Raw genomic sequence first — 18,356 nt, 5'->3', positions numbered from 1 at the left:
TTCATGAAGGAGCGCACCATGACCGCCACGAAGGTCCTCATCTCCGGCGCGAGCATCGCCGGGCCGGCGCTCGCCCGCTGGCTCGGACGCAACGGCTTCGACGTCACCGTCGTCGAGAAGGCGCCCGTGCCCCGGCCCGGCGGGCAGGCCGTCGACCTCAAGGGCCGCACGCACCGGGAGGTCCTGACCCGCATGGGGATCCTCGACGACGTGCACGCCCGGCAGACCGCCCGGACCGACTGGCGCATGGTCGACGCCGACGACCGCGTGCGCGCCGTGATCCCCGGCGAGTTCATCGGCGGCGACGTCGAGATCCTGCGCGGCGACCTCGCCGCCGTCCTGCGGGAGCACAGCGCCGCCGACGCGCAGTACGTGCTCGGCGACGAGATCGTCGCGATGACCGGGACGACGGACGGGGTGCAGGTCGCCTTCGCGCGGCGGCCGAGCGAGCGCTTCGACCTCGTGGTCGGGGCGGACGGCGTCCACTCCGCTGTGCGGCGGCTCGCGTTCGGCCCCGAGGAGCGGTTCGTCGAGAACCTCGGGCACTACTACGCGGTCGCCGGGGCCGCGGCGCCGCTCGACGGCCTCGAGACGCGGCTGCCGGACGGGCGCGGCGTCGCCTACGGGTACACCGTGCCCGGCCGGCTGGCGCTGCTCGGCGGGCAGAAGGCGCCGAGCCTGTTCGTCTTCCGCGCGCCCGCCCCGGACTACGACCGGCACGACGTCGCGTCCCAGCGCGCCTTCCTCGAGACGGCGTTCGAGGGCGTCGGGTGGCGCGTCCCCGCGGCCCTCGACGCCGCCCGCCTGGCCGACGACTTCTACCTGGACGCGCTGGCTCGCACCCGCATGACGTCGTTCACCCGGGGCCGGGTGGCGCTGGTCGGCGACGCCGGGCACGCGAACACGCTCGGCGGGTTCGGCACCGGGCTCGCGCTCGTCGCCGCCTACGTCCTGGCGGGCGAGCTGGTCGCCGCCCGCGGGGACCACGCGGCCGCGTTCGCCGCGTACGACCGCCGGATGCGCAAGCCCACCAAGGTCGCCCGGTCGGGGAACGCCGGCCCGTTCCTGGCGCCCTCGTCCTCGGCCCGCATCCGGCTGCGGGACCTGACCTTCACCTCGCGGTGGGCGTACCGCTCCATGCTGTGGATGACCGACACCTTCGCGACCGACGACAGGATCCCGGCCTACGCGATGCGGTGAGGGGTGCCGAGGGGCGCCGGCGTCCTCAGGCCCGGCGCGCCAGCAGGCTGAACCCGTGGGGGAGCCGCCCGTCCCAGGCGGCCGCGGTGGTGCCGCCGGGCCGCCAGAACGGGTCGGGGTGCTCCTCGAGGTGCTCGAGGTCGAACCCCGCCCGCCGGCACGCCATGACGATCTCCGCGAGCGTGTGCTGGCGCTCCACCGCGCCGTGCGCGGGGAACGAGTCGTTGACGTGCGACCGCTCGAAGTAGCCGCGGTCGGGGCGCACGCGGATCTCGTCGGGGTCCCACGCCCACAGCGGCACCAGCGGGTGCGCCTCGTACACGTAGAACCACCCGCCCGGCCGCAGCAGCCGGCGCATCTCGGCGAAGAAGGCCGGCAGGTCGGGCACCCAGATGAGCGCCCCCTTGCCGGTGTAGACGAGGTCGGCGCACGCCTCGTCGAGCCCGCTGTCCGGCAGCACGGCCCGCGTGTACCGGCAGGGCAGCCCGAGGTCGTCCGCGCGGCGTTGCGCGCTCGCCAGCGACGGCTCGCTGTAGTCCAGCCCGTGCACGGAGCGCGCGCCCAGGCGCGCCAGGGCGATGTCGTCGAGCCCGTGGCCGCTCATCGGGTGCACGACGTCGGCGCCCCGGACGATCGGGCCCAGCGCCTCGACCTCCGCGGCGAGCAGCTCGACGGTGCGGGCCTCCTCGAGAAGCTCGTCGTACTCGTCGGTGTACTTGCGCGACGCGATCGCCCACGCGGCGCGCGTCTCGTCCCCGGTGACGTCCATGCCGGCACCCTGGCACGGGCGGCGGGCACGACCCAAGGATTTCCCGGCGCCCGCCGCCGGCCGGGGACGACGCAGGCCCGGCGGGGATGCTCCCGCCGGGCCTGCGTCGTCGTGCGTCGTCGTGCGCCGTCAGGCGCGCGAACCGGCCTCCGCCAGCTCGCGGTCGCCGTGCGTCGCGTCGCCCTCGGCGACGTCCGCCGGCTGCGCGGCGTCGTCCTGCGCGGCGTCGTCCTCGTCGAACAGGTGCTCCGACGAGGCGGAGCGGAACCGCTCGAGGTCGAGGATGCCCTCGCGCTTGGCGACGATCGTCGGGACGAGCGTCTGGCCGGCCACGTTCACCGCGGTGCGGCCCATGTCGAGGATCGGGTCGACGGCGAGCAGCAGGCCCACGCCCGCGAGCGGCAGCCCGAGAGTGGACAGCGTGAGGGTCAGCATGACCATCGCGCCGGTGAGGCCCGCGGTCGCGGCCGAGCCCACGACGGACACGAACGCGATGAGCAGGTAGTCCGTGAGGGACAGGTCGATGCCGAAGATCTGCGCCACGAAGATCGCGGAGATCGCCGGGTAGATCGAGGCGCAGCCGTCCATCTTCGTCGTCGAGCCCAGCGGCACCGCGAACGACGCGTACTCGCTCGGCACGCCGAGGTTGCGCTCGGTGACGCGCTGCGTCACGGGCATCGTGCCCACCGACGAGCGGGACACGAACGCGAGCTGGATCGCCGGCCACGCGCCCCGGAACCAGGAGAGCACGCCGAGGCCGTTGGCCTTGAGCAGCACCGGGTACACGACGAACAGCACGAGGGCGAGACCCACGTAGATCGCCACGGAGAACGACGCGAGCGAGCGCAGCGACTCCCAGCCGTAGGTGGCGACGGCGTTGCCGATGAGGCCCATCGTGCCGAGCGGCGCCAGGCGGATGATCCACCACAGCACCTTCTGCACGATGGCGAGCGCCGACTGGTTGAACGCGAGGAACGGCTCGGCCTTGGCGCCGGACTTGAGCGCCGCGATGCCGATGACGAGCGCGACCACGAGGATCTGCAGCACGTTGAAGCTGATGCCGGTCTCGGCGGTGAACGCGCCGTCGGCGCCGGCCTCGACCGAGGTGTCGGCGCCGAGGCCGAGCACGTTGGTCGGGATGAGGCCGTTGAGGAAGTCCATCCAGGTGCCGGTGCTCGACGGCTCGGCGCCGTCGGCCACGGACAGCGTCGTGTTGTGGCCGGGCTGGAACAGCAGGCCCAGGCCGATGCCGATCGCCACCGCGACGGCGGAGGTGATCGCGAACCACAGCAGCGTCTGGCCGGCCAGGCGGGCCGCGTTGGTGACGGTGCGCAGGTTGGCGATGGACGCGACGATCGCGGTGAAGATCAGCGGCGGCACGATCGCCTTGAGCAGGGTGACGAAGGACGACCCGATGGTGTCGAGCGTCGTCGTCAGGCCGTTGGGCGTCTCGCCATCGGCCTGCGGGCCCAGGGACAGCGCGAGCCAGCCGAGCAGCACGCCCAGGCCGAGGCCCAGCAGGATCTGGACCGAGAAGGACGGGAAGCGAAGCCCCTTGCGGGCGCGGGGCTGCGCGCCGGGGACCTTGGTTGCGGAGGACAAGAACGGACCTTTCGCCAGGGGCGCCACGAGGTGGCCCCGGGGTGCAGAGCGGGGGCGGGCAGACGTCGGGGTCGACGCCGGCGGGTCAGCGAGGGGTCAGCGACACAGCGCGCTGGCGACGCGACGGAAGTCGACGTCGAGGCGCACGGTGAGGTGGGTCCTCACGGGGACGCTGACAGCCACAGGAGCTCCATGCACGGATCGGGGATCGAATGATCGAGATGATCGATGGCGGGTATCGAACCCACGAATCCAGGACCTTAACAGCGGGCCCGCCCGACACCCAAGGCGTGTGAGCGACCTCATGGTGGCCGTACCGTCGGCGGGTGACCTCTGCTCCCCTGCCGCACGACCCGCTCTGGCCGCGCGCCGGCTCCTGGCCTGCGCCGTCGTCCGAGGCCACGGGCTCCCCCGCCGACCTCGCCCTGATCGGCGTCCCCACCTGGCGCACCTCCCTGTCGACCACGGGGGCGCACGCGACGCCCGCGGCGGTGCGGGACGCGTTGCGCCGCTACAGCCCCGCGCTGATGTCTCGTCGGTCGAGCCTGTCGAGACCACCCCTGCCGGTCGAGCAGGAGCCGGTCGATCTCGGAGCCCTCGCCGTCGTCGACCACGGCGACGTGCCCGAGCCCGACGGCCCGGAGGGCGAGTCGCGCGCCCGTGCCGCCGTCGCGGCCGCGCTGGGCGCCGACCGGACCCGGGCGCGCGCCGTCGTCGCGCTCGGCGGGGACAACGCGCTCACCGTGCCGGTCGCGCTCGGCGCGTGGGGCGACGACCTCCCGACGGCCGGGCTGGTCACGGTCGACGCCCACTACGACCTGCGCGACGGCGTCTCCAACGGCTCACCCGTGCGCCGGCTCGTCGAGGCGGGCCTGGACCCGGCGCGGATCGTGCAGGTCGGCATCGCGGACTTCGCCAACTCGGCCGCCTACGCGCGGCGGGCGCGCGACCTCGGCATCACCGTCGTGACGCTCGACGACCTGCGCCGCCGCGGCCCGGGCGCGCTGGACGACGTCGTCCGCGAGGCCCTGGACGTCGCGGGCGCCGCGGGCGGCCCGGTGCACCTGGACGTCGACGTCGACGTCTGCGACCGCGCCGTCGCCCCCGGCTGCCCCGCCAGCGTGCCCGGCGGCCTCGCCGCGTGGGAGCTGCGGGCGCTCGTCCGCGAGGTGGCGCGCGACGGGCGGGTGCGGTCCGTCGACGTCGCGGAGGTGGACGCCACCGCCGACGCCCCCGACGGCCGCACCGTCCGCCTCGCCGCCCTCTGCGTGCTCGAGGTCCTCGCCGGCCTCGCCCTCCGCGCGAGGTAGTGCACCGCGCCGAACCCGTCGGTCAGGAGGACTCTTCCGTGAACTGGCGTTGCCGTTCACGCTGCCCGTGGGTGAGCCGGCGGAGGTCCACCGTCGAGTCGAAGCTCGATCCGAGGGCGCCGGCGACCACCCCCATGGCGGCGCTGAGCCAGGCGATGTCGAGATACGTCATGAACGACGGCACCTCCCCGATGATGTCGGCCATGTAGTTGGGAGAGATGACGACGAGGCTGCCGCCGAGAATCAGCGCCACCAGGGCGACATAGAGCGCGAGGACGCACACGACCATGGTGAGGATCGTCGACAGGTTGTACAGCAGCACGGTTCGAGCCAGTCCCACCCTGTTCGGGCGGTCCCACAGACCGTTGCTCGCGATCAACCAGGCGATCATCGCGCACATGGCGGCGACGCCGATCCCCAGGAGCCGCAGCGTCGAGAGGTACGTCGACATCGCCCAGATGGAGCTGTAGAAGATACCGAACGCGCCGGCGGCCGACGCCGCCGCGAGCGCGCTGGAGAGCTGGGGCGCCGTACGCCAGGGATCGTTCCCGGCCACCATCCCGCAGACCGTCCGAAGCCCACCGGTGACGGCTCGGCCGTGGAGGGTGAGGTGGCCGGGATGGTCGTCGGCCTCGGACCACTCCGACCACCGGCGATCGAACCTGGTCGGGTCCCGGCGCTCGCTCGTGGGCTTCATGCGAAGCGTGCAGCTCATGAGGACGTCGAGGATCCGGCGCCGGCTCGCGAAGGCGCCCAGCGTCGGGCACGAGACGACCCCGACCTGTTCGTCGGGGAAGATCTCCGCCATGAGCGGCCTGCCGTCGGTGAGGCGCGGGATCTCCGTCAGGAGCAGGACCGCGTCCGGCTGCTCGTACTCCCGGGAGAGCTGGACCGCGGTGCGCAGGTCGAGGGTGTTGTCCGGACGGATGCGCAAGGTCTCGGTGGCCGTGTGGACCGCGATCGGCGGGCTGTAGGAGTCGTTCAGGAGCGCGGCGAGCTCGTCCTTCACGGCGTGCGCGCGCCGCGTGGGAAGTCCGGGGTCGGCGACGACCAGGATGCTGACGCCGCCGGGCGGGTCGGGGGGCATGAGTCTCCTCGGTCCTTCTCGTCGCAGCGATCCACCGCCGGTCCGCGATCAGGAACGCCGTGCCGACTCATCGGTACGGCCGGACGTCACGCCGAGATCGTCCGCCTGCTCAGGCTCGACAAAGTCCACCAGCATGTCAAGGCTCATGACGTAGAACAGCTCGCGGACCGAGCTGGAGGCCCCGACGATCTTCGGGCGGCCATCGTCTTCGCACGCCATGAGCACCAGGCGGACCCCGGAGGAGTCGATGAACGTGACCTTGCGCATGTCGAGCGTCTTGCGACCCTTGCCGGAGGCGTCGAGGGTGGCGTGCACCTCGTGGGCGACGGCGACGTCGATCTCGCCCCACATCTTCCACACCTGGCCGTCGTCGCTCAGGCTGATTCCACCGCTGGTGAGCACGATCAGCTCCCTTCATGACACGGCCCCGGGGGCGACGTGCACCTGCTTGCGCGAGCACACGCCGCCGTCCCGGCGAACGGGAGAGGTCAGGCGCGGTTGCGGGTGCGTCGCACCAGGCTGAGGACGAGGCTCACGACGAGCACGGCGATGCCGATCCAGATGAGGAACTGCGCTGCCTGCACGGCGAGCCCGAGGACCAGGAGCACGACGCCGACGATGATGAGGATGAGCCACAAGGGCATGGAGAACTCCTGTCTGAAGAGCGGCGCCCGTACGGCGCCGCTGCGCCTGGGGACCCTCTCACGGCGTCGTCCGAGGCGCACGTCGCCCTCGGTGGACCCGGCCCGGCCGGACCCCCCGCAGAAGGTGTGCTACCTCGCGGGGTGCACGACCTCCCGGCCGTCCTTCCAGACGGCGTGCACCAGCGGCACGCCGGGGCGGTAGGCGAGGTGGGTGCGGCTCGGGGCGTCCAGCACGACGACGTCGGCCCGCGCGCCGGGGCCGAGGTGCCCGACGTCGTCGCGACGCAGGGCACGCGCCCCGCCCGCCGTCGCCGCCCGGACGGCCTCCGCGACGGTCATCCCCGTCTCGCGGACGGCGAGCGCCACCATGAGCGGCATGGACGACGTGTAGCTCGACCCCGGGTTGCAGTCGCTGGCCAGCGCGACGACCACGCCGGCGTCGAGCAGCCGGCGCGCGTCGGGGTACGGCTGCCGGGTGGAGAACTCGACGCCGGGCAAGATCGTCGCGACGGTCCCCTGCCCGCGCCCGTCCCACGAGCCCGCGAGCGCCGCGACGTCGTCGTCGGACAGGTACGTGCAGTGGTCGACGGCGGCGGCACCGAGGTCGACGGCGAGCCGCACGCCCTCGCCCGGACCGAGCTGGTTCGCGTGCACCCGCACGCCGAGCCCGGCGGCGGCGCCGGCCTCCAGCACGCGGCGCGACTGCTCGGGGGTGAACGCCCCCGTCTCGCAGAAGACGTCGACCCAGCGCGAGTGCGGCGCGCAGGCGGCGAGCATGTCGCCGACCACCAGGTCGACGTAGCCCTCCGGGTCGGCGGAGTGCTCCGGCGGCACGACGTGCGCGCCGAGGAACGTCACCTCCTCGGTGACCTCGGCCGCGAGCCGCACCGCGCGCTCCTCGTCGGCCACCGACAGCCCGTAGCCGCTCTTGGTCTCGAGCGTCGTGGTGCCCTGCGCGAGCGCCTGGTCCACGTGCCGGCGCAGGCCGGCGCGCAGCTCGTCGTCCGACGCGGCGCGGGTGGCGGCGACGGTCGTGCGGATCCCGCCCGCGGCGTACGGGCGGCCGGCCATGCGCGCCTCGAACTCGGCGGACCGGTCGCCGGCGAACACGAGGTGGGTGTGGCTGTCGACGAATCCCGGCACGACGGCGCGCCCCTCGACGCCCACGACGCGGTCCGGGGCGCGGCCGAGGGCCTCGTCGACGCCGTCGGCGCAGGAGCTCTCGGGGCCGGCCCACACCACCCGGCCGCCGTCGAGCAGCAGCGCGGCGTCGCGCACGACGCCGGTCGGGTCGGCCGGGTCGCCGGCGCCGATCCCGGGTACGTTCGTCGTCAGCTCGCCGATCCCGAGGATCAGGGTCGCCGGGTGCGACCCGCCCGGGTGCTCCACCTCGCGCATGTCACGCCTCTCGGGCCGGGTCGACAGGTGCGGAGTCGTCCGTCTCCAGCATGGGCACCCGCAGCCCGCCCCGCGCGGCGGCGGCCGCGGCGTCGTCGTACCCGGCGTCCACGTGCCGCAGGACGCCGAGCCCCGGGTCGTTGGACAGCACCCGCGCGAGCTTCTGCGCGGCCAGAGGCGTGCCGTCCGCGACGGACACCTGCCCGGCGTGGATCGACCGCCCCATCCCGACGCCCCCGCCGTGGTGCAGCGACACCCACGTGGCGCCCGACGACGCGGCGGTGAGCGCGTTCAGCAGCGGCCAGTCGGCGATGGCGTCGGAGCCGTCGGCCATGCCCTCGGTCTCCCGGTACGGGGAGGCGACGGAGCCCGCGTCGAGGTGGTCGCGCCCGATGACGACGGGCGCGCTGACCTCGCCCGACGCGACGAGGTCGTTGAACGCCAGCCCGGCGCGGTCGCGCTCCCCGTGCCCGAGCCAGCAGATCCGCGCGGGCAGCCCCTGGAAGGCGACGCGCTCCTGGGCGGCGCGGATCCAGCGGTGCAGGTGGTCGTTCTCCGGGAAGAGGTCGAGGACGGCCTTGTCGGTGGCGGCGATGTCGCGCGGGTCGCCGGACAGCGCGGCCCAGCGGAACGGCCCCTTGCCCTGCGCGAACAGCGGCCGGATGTACGCGGGGACGAAGCCGGGGACGTCGAAGGCGCGGTCGTAGCCGCCGCGGCGCGCCTCGTCGCGGATCGAGTTGCCGTAGTCGAACACCTCGGCGCCGGCGTCGAGGAAGCCGACCATGCCCTCCACGTGCCGCGCCATCGACTCGCGCGCCCGGTCGGTGAACTCCTCGGGCTTGGCCGCGGCGTAGTCCGCCCACTCGTCGACCGGCACCCCGAGCGGCAGGTACGACAGCGGGTCGTGCGCCGACGTCTGGTCCGTGACGACGTCGACCTCGACGCCGCGCCGCAGCAGCTCCGGCACGACGGACGCGCTGTTGCCGACGACGCCCACGGACAGCGCGCGCCTCTCGGTGCGCGCCGCCTCGACCCGCCGGACGGCGTCGTCCAGGTCGCCCGCGACCTCGTCGAGGTAGCGCTCGCGCACGCGCCGCTCCAGGCGCGCCCGGTCGACGTCGACCACGAGGCACGCGCCGCCGTTGAGCGTCACCGCGAGCGGCTGCGCGCCGCCCATGCCGCCGCAGCCGCCGGTCAGGGTGAGGGTCCCGGCCAGCGTGCCGGTCCGGTGGTCGAGCCCGTCGACACCCGAGATCTTCGCCGCCACCGCCGCGAGCGTCTCGTACGTGCCCTGGAGGATGCCCTGCGCGCCGATGTAGATCCACGACCCGGCCGTCATCTGCCCGTACATCGTGAGGCCCTGCGCCTCCAGGCGGCGGAACTCGGGCCAGGTCGCCCAGTCGCCCACGAGGTTCGAGTTCGCGATCAGCACCCTCGGCGCCCACTCGTGGGTGCGCAGCACGCCGACGGGCTTGCCGGACTGCACCAGCAGCGTCTCGTCCTCGGCGAGCGTCGTGAGGGTGCGGACGATGGCGTGGTAGCTCGGCCAGTCGCGCGCGGCGCGGCCGGTGCCGCCGTAGACGACCAGGTCGTCGGGGCGCTCCGCCACCTCCGGGTCGAGGTTGTTCATGAGCATCCGCAGCGGCGCCTCCGTCTGCCAGCTGCGGGCGGTGAGCGTCGTGCCGCGGGGCGCGCGGACGGGGACGGGGGTACCGCGGTCGTACGTGGCGTAGGACATCGGCGTCTCCTTCGGGCGGTCGGGCACGGTCGGGCGGGCCAGGCGGGGTCAGCGGAGGTCGCCGACGGCGGCGCTCGCGGCGGCGGCGACCTCGCCGTCGGCGACGAGCCGGGTCACGGCCTCGATCTCGGGGGCGAGGAACCGGTCCGGCCCGGGGCCCGGGACGGTGCTGCGCAGGAGGGCGTGGACCGCGCCCGTCCCCGCGGCGGGAGCCATCGCGCGCGAGTTGTCAGGGCCAGGAGCATCAGAACCTGCGCGTGTTCCTGACAACTCGGGGTCCCGAGAGTTGTCAGGGCCAGAAGCGTGCATACCCGCGCGTGGCCCTGACAGGTCGGCGAGGCGGAGGTCGAGGGCGCGGGCGGCGGTCATGAGCTCGACGGCGAGCACGCGGCCGAGGCCGTCGATCCCGCGGCGCAGCTGGCGCGCCCCGGCCCAGCCCATCGACACGTGGTCCTCCTGCATCGCGGACGACGGGATGGAGTCGACACTCGCGGGCGCGGCCAGCCGCTTGAGCTCGCTCACGATCCCCGCCGCCGTGTACTGGGCGATCATCAGCCCGGAGTCGACGCCCGGGTCGTCGGCGAGGAACGCCGGCAGCCCCTCGTTGCGGGCGACGTCGAGGAACCGGTCGGTGCGGCGCTCGCTCATCGACGCGACGTCCGCCACCGCGACGGCGAGGAAGTCCAGCACGTACGCGACGGGCGCGCCGTGGAAGTTGCCGTTCGACTCGACGCGGCCGTCGACGGTGACGACCGGGTTGTCGATCGCCGACGCCAGCTCGCGGCCGGCGACCGTCGCCGCGTGGTCGAGCGTGTCCCGGGCGGCGCCGTGCACCTGCGGGGCGCAGCGCAGCGAGTACGCGTCCTGCACGCGGGTGCACGCCGGGCGCCCGTCGGCGTCGAACGTCCGGTGGCTCGCCACGACGGGCGAGCCGGCGAGCAGCGCGCGCAGGTTCGCCGCCGACGCCGCCTGCCCGGGGTGCGGGCGCAGAGCCACCAGGTCCTCGGCGAACGGGGCGTCCGAGCCGAGCAGCGCCTCCACGCTGGACGCCGCGGCGACGTCCGCGGTCGTGAGCAGGCGGTGCAGGTCGTCGAGGGCCAGGCACAGCATGCCGAGCATGCCGTCCGTGCCGTTGATGAGGGCCAGGCCCTCCTTCTCGCGCAGCTCCAGCGGCGCGATGCCGGCCGCCGCGAGCGCCTCCGCGGCGTCGGCGAGCTCGCCGTCCTCCCCTCGCACGGGGCCCTCCCCGAGCGCGGCCAGCGCCACGTGCGCGAGCGGCGCGAGGTCGCCCGAGCAGCCGAGCGAGCCGTACTCGTGCACCACGGGCGTGATGCCCGCGTTCAGCATCGCCGCGTACGTCTCGGCGACGACGGGCCGCGCGCCCGTGCGGCCGGTCGCGAGGGTGGCCAGGCGCAGCAGCTGCAGCGCCCGCACCACCTCCCGCTCCACCTCGGGGCCGCTGCCCGCCGCGTGCGAGCGCACGAGGCCGAGCTGCAGCTGCGCGCGCTTCTCGGTGGGGATGTGGCGGCGCGCCAGGGCGCCGAAGCCGGTGGAGACGCCGTAGTGCGGGCGGTCGTCGTCGGCCAGGGACTCGACGACGGCGCGGCTCGCGGCCATCCCCGCCAGCGCGCGGTCGGTGAGGCGCACGCGCGCGCCGTGCCGCGCGACCGCCACGACGTCGTCGACGGTCAGGGGGTCGCCCGCGACCTCGACGACACGGTTCTCGACGACGGCGCGGGACGTGGTGACGGTCATGCCGCCAGCACACACCGAGCCGAGCCCGCTGGACACGGGCCCCGGCCAGGTTCAGTCTGGGATCCCAGACACCGCCCTCGCCGAGGTAGTTCCGGTCCCGCCGAGGTAGTTCGAACCCCGCCGAGGTAGTTCGAAGGAGGCCACGATGGCGGACGTCCCCGCGGCCCGGAGCACCCTGCGCGTGCTGACGTACCTCGCCGCGCAGGCGGGACCGGTCCCCGCGGCGGCGGTCGCGCAGCACCTCGGGCTGCCGCGGTCCACCGTCTACCACCTGCTGACCGTGCTGGTCGACGAGGGCTTCGTGACCCACCTGCCGGAGGAGCACCGGTACGGGCTGGGGACGGCGTCGCTGTCGCTCGGCTCGGCGTACGCACGGCAGGCGCCGCTCGCGCGACTGGCGCGCCCCGTCGTCGCGCGCCTCGTCGAGACGACGGGCGAGAGCGCGCACCTCGCCGTGCTGCACGGCCGCGAGGTGCTGTACCTCGTGGAGCAGCGCGCGCCGCACCGGCCCAGCCTGGTCACCGACGTCGACGTGCGGCTGCCCGGCCATCTCACGGCGAGCGGCCGCGCCGTGCTGGCGCTGCTGCCCGCGGCGCAGGTCCGCGCCCTGTTCCCCTCGGCGGCTGCGCTCGCGGACCGCACGGGCGTGGGCCCCCGCACGCTGCGGGACCTGCGGGAGGTGCTCCGCGAGACCCGCCGGCGCGGCCACGCCACGGAGGACGGCGAGGTCACGACCGGCCTCGCGTCGGTCGCCCACGCCGCGCTGGACCACACGGCCCGCCCGGTGGCGGGCGTCGCGCTGACGTTCTGGTCGGACGACGTCGACGACGGTCGCCGGACAGAGCTCGCGGCCGCCGTCGGCCGGGCCGCGGCCGAGATCAGCCGCCGGCTGGGCGCGCGCTGACCCGGGTCAGTCCAGCCACTCCTGGGCGGCGGCGACCAGCGTCGCGACGCCGAGGTCGAGGGTCGGCTCGGGGACCGGGGCGAAGAACGGCGAGTGGTTGGGCGCGACGCCGTCGGGCAGCCCGCCCATGCCGGTGGCGGCCGCCGGGTCGAAGCCGGCGAAGAGCGCGGCGTCGAACCCGCCGAGGAACCAGTAGACGAGCGGGGCACCGGCCGCCGCCGCGAGGTCCCCGACGTCCTCCGACCCCGGCAGCGGGGGCAGGCTCACGACCTGCGGCCGCCCGCCCGCGGCCTCGACGCGCAGGCGCTCGGCCTCCAGCGTCCGCTCGAGCACGGCGCGGGTGCGGGCGGTCGCCCCGGGGTCGTTGGCGGTGAGGTTGAACGTCGCGACCGACGTGTACTCCGGCGGCTGCGGCGCGCCGGACGCCACGGCCTCGGCGTCGACGATGCGGTGGATGGCGCCGAGCACGCGCTCGCGGACGCCGGCGTCGAAGGTGCGGACGTTGACGAGCAGCTCGGCGCGGTCGGGGATGACGTTCGCCTGCGTCCCGGCCTGCAGCGAGCCGACGGTGACGACGGCGGACTCGGTGGCGCCGACCTCGCGCGACACGATCCCCTGCAGCCGCAGCACCGTGGCGGCGGCCATCACCACGGGGTCGACGGTCGCCTCTGGGCTGGACCCGTGGCCGCCGGACCCGTGCAGGGTGATGCGCAGCGAGTCGGCGGCCGCCATCGCCGTCCCGGACGTCAGGCTGACCACGCCCACCGGCAGGGGCATGACGTGCTGCCCCAGCACGACGTCGGGCACGACGCCGATGCGGTCGTACAGGCCGTCGGCGACCATCGCGCGGGCGCCGGAACCGAGCTCCTCGGCGGGCTGGAAGAGGACCACGAGCGTCCCCGCCCAGTCGCCGCGCCGTTCGGCGAGCACGGCCGCCGCGCCGAGCAGGCAGGTGACGTGCACGTCGTGGCCGCAGGCGTGCATGGTGCCCGACTCCTGCCCCTCCGGCGTGGTCGCGGTGTCGGTGGACGCGTACGGCAGGCCGGTGCGCTCGGTGACGGGCAGCCCGTCCAGGTCGGCGCGCAGCAGCACCCGCGGTCCGTCGCCGTTCGCCAGGACACCCACGACCCCGGTGCCGCCGATCCCCTCGTGCACCGCGTAGCGCCAGCCGCGCAGGCGGTCGGCGACGATCCCGGCGGTGCGGTGCTCGGCGAACCCGAGCTCCGGGTGGGCGTGCAGGTCGGTGTAGATCGCGGTCAGCTCGGCCGTCGTCAGCGCGCTCATGTCGTCATCCTGCCCCCTCACCTGCGGCGGTGTGTCCAACATCTCCACACCTTCTGTGGATTCCGGTCCCTGGATCCCGGCGGTCTCAGGGCACAATCGGGGCCATGACGTCAGCGACGACATCGATGAAGAGCAAGTCGACGACCCGACTTGCCGCGGCGAGCCTGCTCGCCCTCGCCATGATGCTCGGCGCGTGTTCCGCCCCCGCCGACGTCGAACAGTTCATCGCCGACGCGCAGAGCCAGGCCGAGGCCATCGACGACGACCTGCAGCGCATCGAGGCCCAGGTCACCGACATCCCCGCCGACCTGCGCGCCGACGTCACGAACGCGATGGCCTCCGCGCAGGCCGCGACCGACGAGGCGCGCGCCGCCCTCGCGCAGGCCAAGGACTCGGAGAACGGCGCGGTGGTCGCGCTCGAGGACGCGCAGGTCGCGCTCGAGGCAGCGTCCGCCGAGGTCAAGCACGTGACCGGCGAGGCGCGCGAGAACGGCTCCGACAGGGTCGCCGACCTGCTGTCCACGCTGCAGGAGCAGATCGACGCCCTGCGCGGCGAGACGGAGAGCGCCGCCGCCTGACCGGGGTCGCCGCCGCAGCGCGGTCCCTACCCTGCGAGCTGCGCCAGCTCGCCGTCGGTCAGGACGAGGTCCGCGGCCGCCATGTTCTGCGCAAGGTGCCGCACCGACGTGGTCCCCGGGATCGGGACGACGTTCGGCGACCGCTGCAGCAGCCAGGCGAGCGCGATCTGCTGCGGCGTCACGCCCCGTGCGTGCGCCACGGCCCCGAGCTCCGGACGGGTCGCCGGGTCGAACGAGACCGGGAAGAAGGGCACGAAGGCGATCCCGAGCTCCTGCGTCCGGTCGACGACCGCGTCGTGCCCACGGGTCGCGTAGCTGTAGTGGTTCTGCACCGCGGCGATCGGCGCCACCGCACGCGCCGCGTCGAGCTGCGCGAGCGAGACGTCGGAGAGCCCGAGGTGCCGGACCTTGCCCTCCGCGACCGCCTCCGCGAGGGCGCCGACCTGGTCGGCGATCGGGAAGTTCTGGTCGACCCGGTGCAGGTAGAGCAGGTCGATCGTCTCCCGGCGGAGCCGGCGAAGGCTGAGCTCGACCTGCTGGCGCAGGTAGTCGGGGTGGCCGAGGGGCACCCAGGCGTCGGGGCGCGGGCGCAGCACCCCGACCTTCGTCGCGACCACCACGGGCCGGTCGACGGTGGAGAGCGCTTCGGCCACGAGCTCCTCCCCCGCGCCGAGCGCGTACGCGTCCGCCGTGTCGACGAGGTCCACGCCGGAAGCGACCGCGGTGCGGATCACCTCGAGCAGCTCGGCGCGGTCCGTGGGAGGCTCCCAGACCGGGGCGGTCGCGCCTCGCCGGACGGTCGGGCTGTCGGCATGGCGCATGGTCCCCAGGCCGAGGCGACGCACGGCGAGGTCGCCGCCCAGGGGGTACGTGGTGCGGTCGGTGAGAACGGTGCTCTGCGTGGTCATGGTTCGATCGTCGGGGCTCACACGCATGGGAGGGTCAAGCAGACGTGACCGAGCACACACTGCGGATCGGGGACGTCGCTCGCGCGACGGGCGCCAGCGCACGCCTGCTGCGCTACTACGAGGAGCAGGGGCTGCTGTCCCCGACCCGTTCCGCCACGTCGCAGCGGCTCTACGCGACCGACGACGTGGAACGCGTGACGAGGATCCGCCGCCTCCTCGACGCGGGGCTGTCGACCGCCGTCATCGCACAGGTCCTCAGCTGCGCCTGTGGCGGGCCCGGCGACGTCGAGCCGTGCCTCGACCCCCTGCTGCAGCAGGAGCTGGAACGGCTCGACGCCCGGTTGGCCCAGCTGACGGAGCACCGGGTCCGCCTCGCGCGCATGGCCGAGCACACGACGCCCGCGGGGTCGTCGCAGGAGGTGCCGGTCGGGCGGGACCCCGCGCTCCTGCTGTCGAGGCGCGCCCGCCCCTGAGGCGACGGGAGCCCGTGGTCAGTCCGGGTCGCCCGGGTCCAGCGGCAGGTGGTGGTCGAGGTTGACCACGCCGCGCCGCCAGTACCCGGAGACCGCCACCTGCTCGGCCGGCAGGCCCAGCTCGCGGCGCAGGTACCGACGCACGGGCACGAGGTCGCCGGCCTCGCCGAGCCCGACGAACAGCTCGTCGCCCTCCAGCCCGCCGAGGGAGCGCACCGCCTCCGCGAGCTGGCCGGGGCCGTCGGTGCGGTAGAGGATCTCGACCGTCGCGCCGTCCAGCTCGTCCTCGACGTAGGCCTCGTCGACGTCGTCGCCGATCTCGACGATCGCCGTCACCGGCAGGCCAGGGCCCACGGCCGCGACCCAGCGGGCGAGGGCGGGCAGGCCCGTCTCGTCGCCGACGAGCGTCAGCCGGCCGATCCCCTCGGGCACGCCGGCGCTCCCGCGCGGGCCCGCGAGCACGACCTCGTCGCCCTCGGCCGCGCGGGCCGCCCAGGCCGAGGCCGGGCCCTCATCGCCGTGCAGCACCCAGTCGACGTCGAGCTCCGCGACGCCGTCCACCGTCCGCGTGGCGCGCACGGTGTAGTCGCGCGAGATGGACACGACGCCGGTCGGGCGCTGCAGCCCGCCGTCGGCCGCGAGCGCCGGGGCGTGCAGCTCCCCTGTCGCCGGGTCCGGCAGGAAGACCTTGACGTGGTCCTCCGGCCCGGGCGCCCGCAGCGCGGCGAGCGACGTGCGGGCGGCGGGGTCCGCGCCGTCGACGTCGCGGAACGTCGTGCGGCGCATCGAGCCCGTCAGCTCGGCGACGGCGTGCACGCGCACGCGGCGGGGGACGAGGTCGAAACGGGTGCGGGGTCGGTCGAACACCCGTCGATTCCATCACGGTCCGGAGACGATCTGCCCCCCCCTGTCGGCCGACGATTCCACGTCCCGAGGACGGTCCACCCCCGCATGGACAGCGCCGGCCCGGTCCTCCCGGGCATCGCAGACCTCGCCGCCGACGCCGAGCGCGTCCTGGCCACGGTGCGCTACGTCGCGCTCGCGACGGCCGACGCCGACGGCGCTCCGCACGTCTCGCCGGTGTTCTTCACGCGCGCCGGTGCGGCCGTCTACTGGGTGTCGTCGCCGGACGCCCACCACTCGCGCAACGTGGAGCGGGAGCCGCGCGTCGAGGGCGTCGTCTTCGACTCGACGGTCCCCGTCGGCGGCGCCGAGGCCGTGTACCTCACGGGCCGGGCGCGGCGGGTCCCCGACGACGAGCTGCCCGGCCGCTGCGCCGCGGCGTTCGCCGACCCGCGCGACGGCGTGGCGTTCACACCCGCCGAGGTGTCGGGGGACGCGGACATCCGCCTGTACGTCCTGGAGGTCGAGCGGTGGGAGGCCCTCGTGCGCGGCCGGCACCCGACGCTCGGCACGGGCACCGATCGCCGGGTGCCCGTGCCGCTGGACTGACGCTCAGGCGAAGAAGGCCCGCAGGTCGGCGACGACGTCGTCGGGCACCTCCATCGCGGCGAAGTGGCCGCCGCGCGGGAACTCCGACCAGTGCTCGATCCGCGCGTTGTCGCGCTCGGCGAGGCTGCGGATCGTCTGGAAGTCGTCCTTGAAGACCGCGACGCCGATCCGCCCCTGGCTGACGACCGGCTCCGCCCCGGAGCGCTGCTCCGCGTAGTGGTAGCGCGCGGCCGTGGCGTACGTGTTGGTCAGCCAGTAGAGCGTGGCCTGCGCCAGCACCTGCTCCGGGCGCACGAGCGACGTCCCGTTGCCGAAGTTCTCGAAGAGCTCCGAGTACGCGAGCGTCGCGACCGGCGAGTCCGCGAGCCCGGCCGCGACGGTCTGCGGCCGCGACGCGTTCATCGCGTTGTAGCCGCCCACCGACTGGAACCACTGCATGTGCCCCAGCGCCGCGTACTCCTTCTCGCCGAAGCCGTCCATCTCCCCCGGCGCGCCGGACGGGAAGGAGAACAGGTGCAGCACGTGCGCGCCGCGGAAGCCCTCGGGGTCGAGCACGGCGAGCTCGCGGGAGACCATCGCCCCGCCGTCGCTGCCGTGGATGCCGTAGGACTCGTGGCCGAGCCCGCGCATGAGGGCGTCGTAGGTCCGCGCGACCCGCGCCATCGTCCAGTCGCCGCCGACCAGCGGGGTCGAGAAGCCGAAGCCGGGCATGGACGGGATCACGAGATCGAAGGCGTCCTCGGCGCGGCCGCCGTGCGCGACCGGGTCGACCAGCGGGTCGATCATGTCGAGGAAGTCGAGCACCGAGCCGGGGTAGGTGTGCGCCAGCAGCAGGGGCGTCGCGTCCGCGTGCGGGGAGCGCACGTGCAGGAAGTGGACCGTCTGGCCGTCGATCTCGGTGGTGAAGGCGGGGTAGGCGTTCAGGCGGGCCTCGACGGCGCGCCAGTCGAGCCCCTTCCAGCGCTCGACCATGTCGCGCAGGTACGACTCGGGGGTGCCGTACTCCCACGAGTCGCCGGGGGCGGCGGGGGCGAAGCGCGTGCGCTCGAGGCGCTCCTGCAGGTCGTCGAGGTCGGCCTGCGGCACGTGCACGGTGAAGGGGCGGAGCTCGATTCCGGTCGTCCCGGCGGTCGTGGCGTTCATCGCGTTCTCCCGAGGTCGTGAGCCGGGGCCTCCCCAGCTGCTGAACCTCACGATAGGAGCGGTTCAGGAACGATTCTTTCCGTTATTCTGAGCGAGTTCCGATCAGTTTCT

Annotated in this window: 18 protein-coding genes; 6 read left to right on the top strand and 12 right to left on the bottom strand. The window is 74.5% G+C overall.

Features of this window, described 5'->3' with window-relative positions; translation table 11 throughout:
- Positions 1–18 precede the first annotated feature (18 nt).
- A complete protein-coding gene (locus ACQFYA_RS01300; protein WP_499120773.1) occupies positions 19–1,200 on the top strand; it encodes an FAD-dependent monooxygenase in 1,182 nt (393 codons plus the stop codon).
- Positions 1,201–1,225: 25 nt separating this feature from the next.
- On the opposite strand, the gene ACQFYA_RS01295 is transcribed toward ACQFYA_RS01300, so the two are convergent.
- Positions 1,226–1,969 (bottom strand): class I SAM-dependent methyltransferase, encoded by a 744-nt coding sequence (locus tag ACQFYA_RS01295; protein ID WP_499120771.1) that lies wholly within the window; start codon positions 1,967–1,969, stop codon positions 1,226–1,228.
- Between the two features lie 129 nt (positions 1,970–2,098).
- Positions 2,099–3,571: a dicarboxylate/amino acid:cation symporter gene (locus ACQFYA_RS01290; RefSeq protein WP_499120769.1), complete on the bottom strand. Its 1,473-nt coding sequence runs from the start codon at positions 3,569–3,571 to the stop codon at positions 2,099–2,101.
- A gap of 326 nt (positions 3,572–3,897) precedes the next feature.
- Here ACQFYA_RS01290 and ACQFYA_RS01285 point away from each other — a divergent pair, with 326 nt between their 5' ends.
- Entirely contained in the window at positions 3,898–4,881 is a 984-nt protein-coding gene (locus ACQFYA_RS01285) for an arginase family protein (RefSeq protein WP_499120768.1), read from the top strand.
- Positions 4,882–4,903: 22 nt separating this feature from the next.
- Here the strand turns inward: ACQFYA_RS01285 and ACQFYA_RS01280 are convergent, their stop codons facing one another.
- From ACQFYA_RS01280 to hutH, 6 genes are all read right to left on the bottom strand, one after another.
- Positions 4,904–5,968, bottom strand: coding sequence for a hypothetical protein (locus tag ACQFYA_RS01280; RefSeq protein WP_499120766.1), 1,065 nt, complete (start codon positions 5,966–5,968; stop codon positions 4,904–4,906).
- 48 nt (positions 5,969–6,016) lie between these two features.
- A complete protein-coding gene (locus ACQFYA_RS01275; RefSeq protein WP_499120764.1) occupies positions 6,017–6,370 on the bottom strand; it encodes an STAS domain-containing protein in 354 nt (117 codons plus the stop codon).
- An 86-nt stretch (positions 6,371–6,456) separates the two neighbouring features.
- Entirely contained in the window at positions 6,457–6,612 is a 156-nt protein-coding gene (locus tag ACQFYA_RS01270; RefSeq protein ID WP_499120763.1) for a hypothetical protein, read from the bottom strand.
- 129 nt (positions 6,613–6,741) lie between these two features.
- The gene (gene hutI / locus ACQFYA_RS01265) at positions 6,742–8,010 is read right to left on the bottom strand and encodes an imidazolonepropionase (protein WP_499120762.1); all 1,269 of its coding nucleotides are present in this window, start codon (positions 8,008–8,010) and stop codon (positions 6,742–6,744) included.
- Position 8,011: 1 nt separating this feature from the next.
- Positions 8,012–9,748, bottom strand: coding sequence for a urocanate hydratase (gene hutU / locus ACQFYA_RS01260; protein ID WP_499120761.1), 1,737 nt, complete (start codon positions 9,746–9,748; stop codon positions 8,012–8,014).
- Between the two features lie 48 nt (positions 9,749–9,796).
- Positions 9,797–11,503 (bottom strand): histidine ammonia-lyase, encoded by a 1,707-nt coding sequence (gene hutH, locus ACQFYA_RS01255; RefSeq protein WP_499120759.1) that lies wholly within the window; start codon positions 11,501–11,503, stop codon positions 9,797–9,799.
- 145 nt (positions 11,504–11,648) lie between these two features.
- On the opposite strand from hutH, the gene ACQFYA_RS01250 reads away from it, so the two are divergent.
- Positions 11,649–12,407, top strand: a complete 759-nt coding sequence (locus tag ACQFYA_RS01250; protein ID WP_499120758.1) for an IclR family transcriptional regulator — start codon at positions 11,649–11,651, stop codon at positions 12,405–12,407.
- A gap of 6 nt (positions 12,408–12,413) precedes the next feature.
- Here ACQFYA_RS01250 and ACQFYA_RS01245 read toward each other — a convergent pair whose 3' ends face one another.
- Complete coding sequence (locus ACQFYA_RS01245) at positions 12,414–13,691, bottom strand: amidohydrolase (RefSeq protein ID WP_499120756.1); 1,278 nt, start codon at positions 13,689–13,691, stop codon at positions 12,414–12,416.
- A 104-nt stretch (positions 13,692–13,795) separates the two neighbouring features.
- On the opposite strand from ACQFYA_RS01245, the gene ACQFYA_RS01240 reads away from it, so the two are divergent.
- Positions 13,796–14,269 carry a hypothetical protein gene (locus ACQFYA_RS01240; protein WP_499120754.1) on the top strand — a complete coding sequence of 158 codons (474 nt, stop codon included), beginning with the start codon at positions 13,796–13,798 and terminating at the stop codon, positions 14,267–14,269.
- Between the two features lie 26 nt (positions 14,270–14,295).
- On the opposite strand, the gene ACQFYA_RS01235 is transcribed toward ACQFYA_RS01240, so the two are convergent.
- Positions 14,296–15,177, bottom strand: a complete 882-nt coding sequence (locus ACQFYA_RS01235) for an aldo/keto reductase (protein WP_499120752.1) — start codon at positions 15,175–15,177, stop codon at positions 14,296–14,298.
- A gap of 44 nt (positions 15,178–15,221) precedes the next feature.
- Here ACQFYA_RS01235 and ACQFYA_RS01230 point away from each other — a divergent pair, with 44 nt between their 5' ends.
- Positions 15,222–15,650: a MerR family transcriptional regulator gene (locus tag ACQFYA_RS01230; protein WP_499120750.1), complete on the top strand. Its 429-nt coding sequence runs from the start codon at positions 15,222–15,224 to the stop codon at positions 15,648–15,650.
- Positions 15,651–15,668: 18 nt separating this feature from the next.
- On the opposite strand, the gene ACQFYA_RS01225 is transcribed toward ACQFYA_RS01230, so the two are convergent.
- The gene (locus ACQFYA_RS01225) at positions 15,669–16,517 is read right to left on the bottom strand and encodes a siderophore-interacting protein (RefSeq protein WP_499120748.1); all 849 of its coding nucleotides are present in this window, start codon (positions 16,515–16,517) and stop codon (positions 15,669–15,671) included.
- 84 nt (positions 16,518–16,601) lie between these two features.
- On the opposite strand from ACQFYA_RS01225, the gene ACQFYA_RS01220 reads away from it, so the two are divergent.
- Positions 16,602–17,102, top strand: coding sequence for a pyridoxamine 5'-phosphate oxidase family protein (locus tag ACQFYA_RS01220; RefSeq protein WP_499120746.1), 501 nt, complete (start codon positions 16,602–16,604; stop codon positions 17,100–17,102).
- A gap of 3 nt (positions 17,103–17,105) precedes the next feature.
- On the opposite strand, the gene ACQFYA_RS01215 is transcribed toward ACQFYA_RS01220, so the two are convergent.
- On the bottom strand, positions 17,106–18,245 hold the full coding sequence (locus ACQFYA_RS01215; RefSeq protein WP_499120744.1) for an epoxide hydrolase family protein: 1,140 nt from the start codon (positions 18,243–18,245) through the stop codon (positions 17,106–17,108).
- Between the last annotated feature and the right edge of the window lie 111 nt (positions 18,246–18,356).

The sequence above is a fragment of the Promicromonospora sp. Marseille-Q5078 genome (genome assembly GCF_050315395.1).
In the GTDB taxonomy this organism is placed as follows: Bacteria; Actinomycetota; Actinomycetes; order Actinomycetales; family Cellulomonadaceae; genus Isoptericola.
The sequence above is the reverse complement of the archived record's forward strand: the minus strand, read 5'-3'. Positions and strand labels throughout refer to the sequence as shown.

Coding starts and splice junctions, on each gene's coding strand:
- ACQFYA_RS01300 (WP_499120773.1), top strand. CDS start 19: ATGACCGCCACGAAGGTCCTCATCTCCGGCGCGAGCATCGCCGGGCCG.
- ACQFYA_RS01215 (WP_499120744.1), bottom strand. CDS start 18,245: ATGAACGCCACGACCGCCGGGACGACCGGAATCGAGCTCCGCCCCTTC.
- hutU (WP_499120761.1), bottom strand. CDS start 9,748: ATGTCCTACGCCACGTACGACCGCGGTACCCCCGTCCCCGTCCGCGCG.
- hutH (WP_499120759.1), bottom strand. CDS start 11,503: ATGACCGTCACCACGTCCCGCGCCGTCGTCGAGAACCGTGTCGTCGAG.
- ACQFYA_RS01270 (WP_499120763.1), bottom strand. CDS start 6,612: ATGCCCTTGTGGCTCATCCTCATCATCGTCGGCGTCGTGCTCCTGGTC.
- hutI (WP_499120762.1), bottom strand. CDS start 8,010: ATGCGCGAGGTGGAGCACCCGGGCGGGTCGCACCCGGCGACCCTGATC.
- ACQFYA_RS01220 (WP_499120746.1), top strand. CDS start 16,602: ATGGACAGCGCCGGCCCGGTCCTCCCGGGCATCGCAGACCTCGCCGCC.
- ACQFYA_RS01245 (WP_499120756.1), bottom strand. CDS start 13,691: ATGAGCGCGCTGACGACGGCCGAGCTGACCGCGATCTACACCGACCTG.
- ACQFYA_RS01280 (WP_499120766.1), bottom strand. CDS start 5,968: ATGCCCCCCGACCCGCCCGGCGGCGTCAGCATCCTGGTCGTCGCCGAC.
- ACQFYA_RS01250 (WP_499120758.1), top strand. CDS start 11,649: ATGGCGGACGTCCCCGCGGCCCGGAGCACCCTGCGCGTGCTGACGTAC.
- ACQFYA_RS01235 (WP_499120752.1), bottom strand. CDS start 15,177: ATGACCACGCAGAGCACCGTTCTCACCGACCGCACCACGTACCCCCTG.
- ACQFYA_RS01240 (WP_499120754.1), top strand. CDS start 13,796: ATGACGTCAGCGACGACATCGATGAAGAGCAAGTCGACGACCCGACTT.
- ACQFYA_RS01295 (WP_499120771.1), bottom strand. CDS start 1,969: ATGGACGTCACCGGGGACGAGACGCGCGCCGCGTGGGCGATCGCGTCG.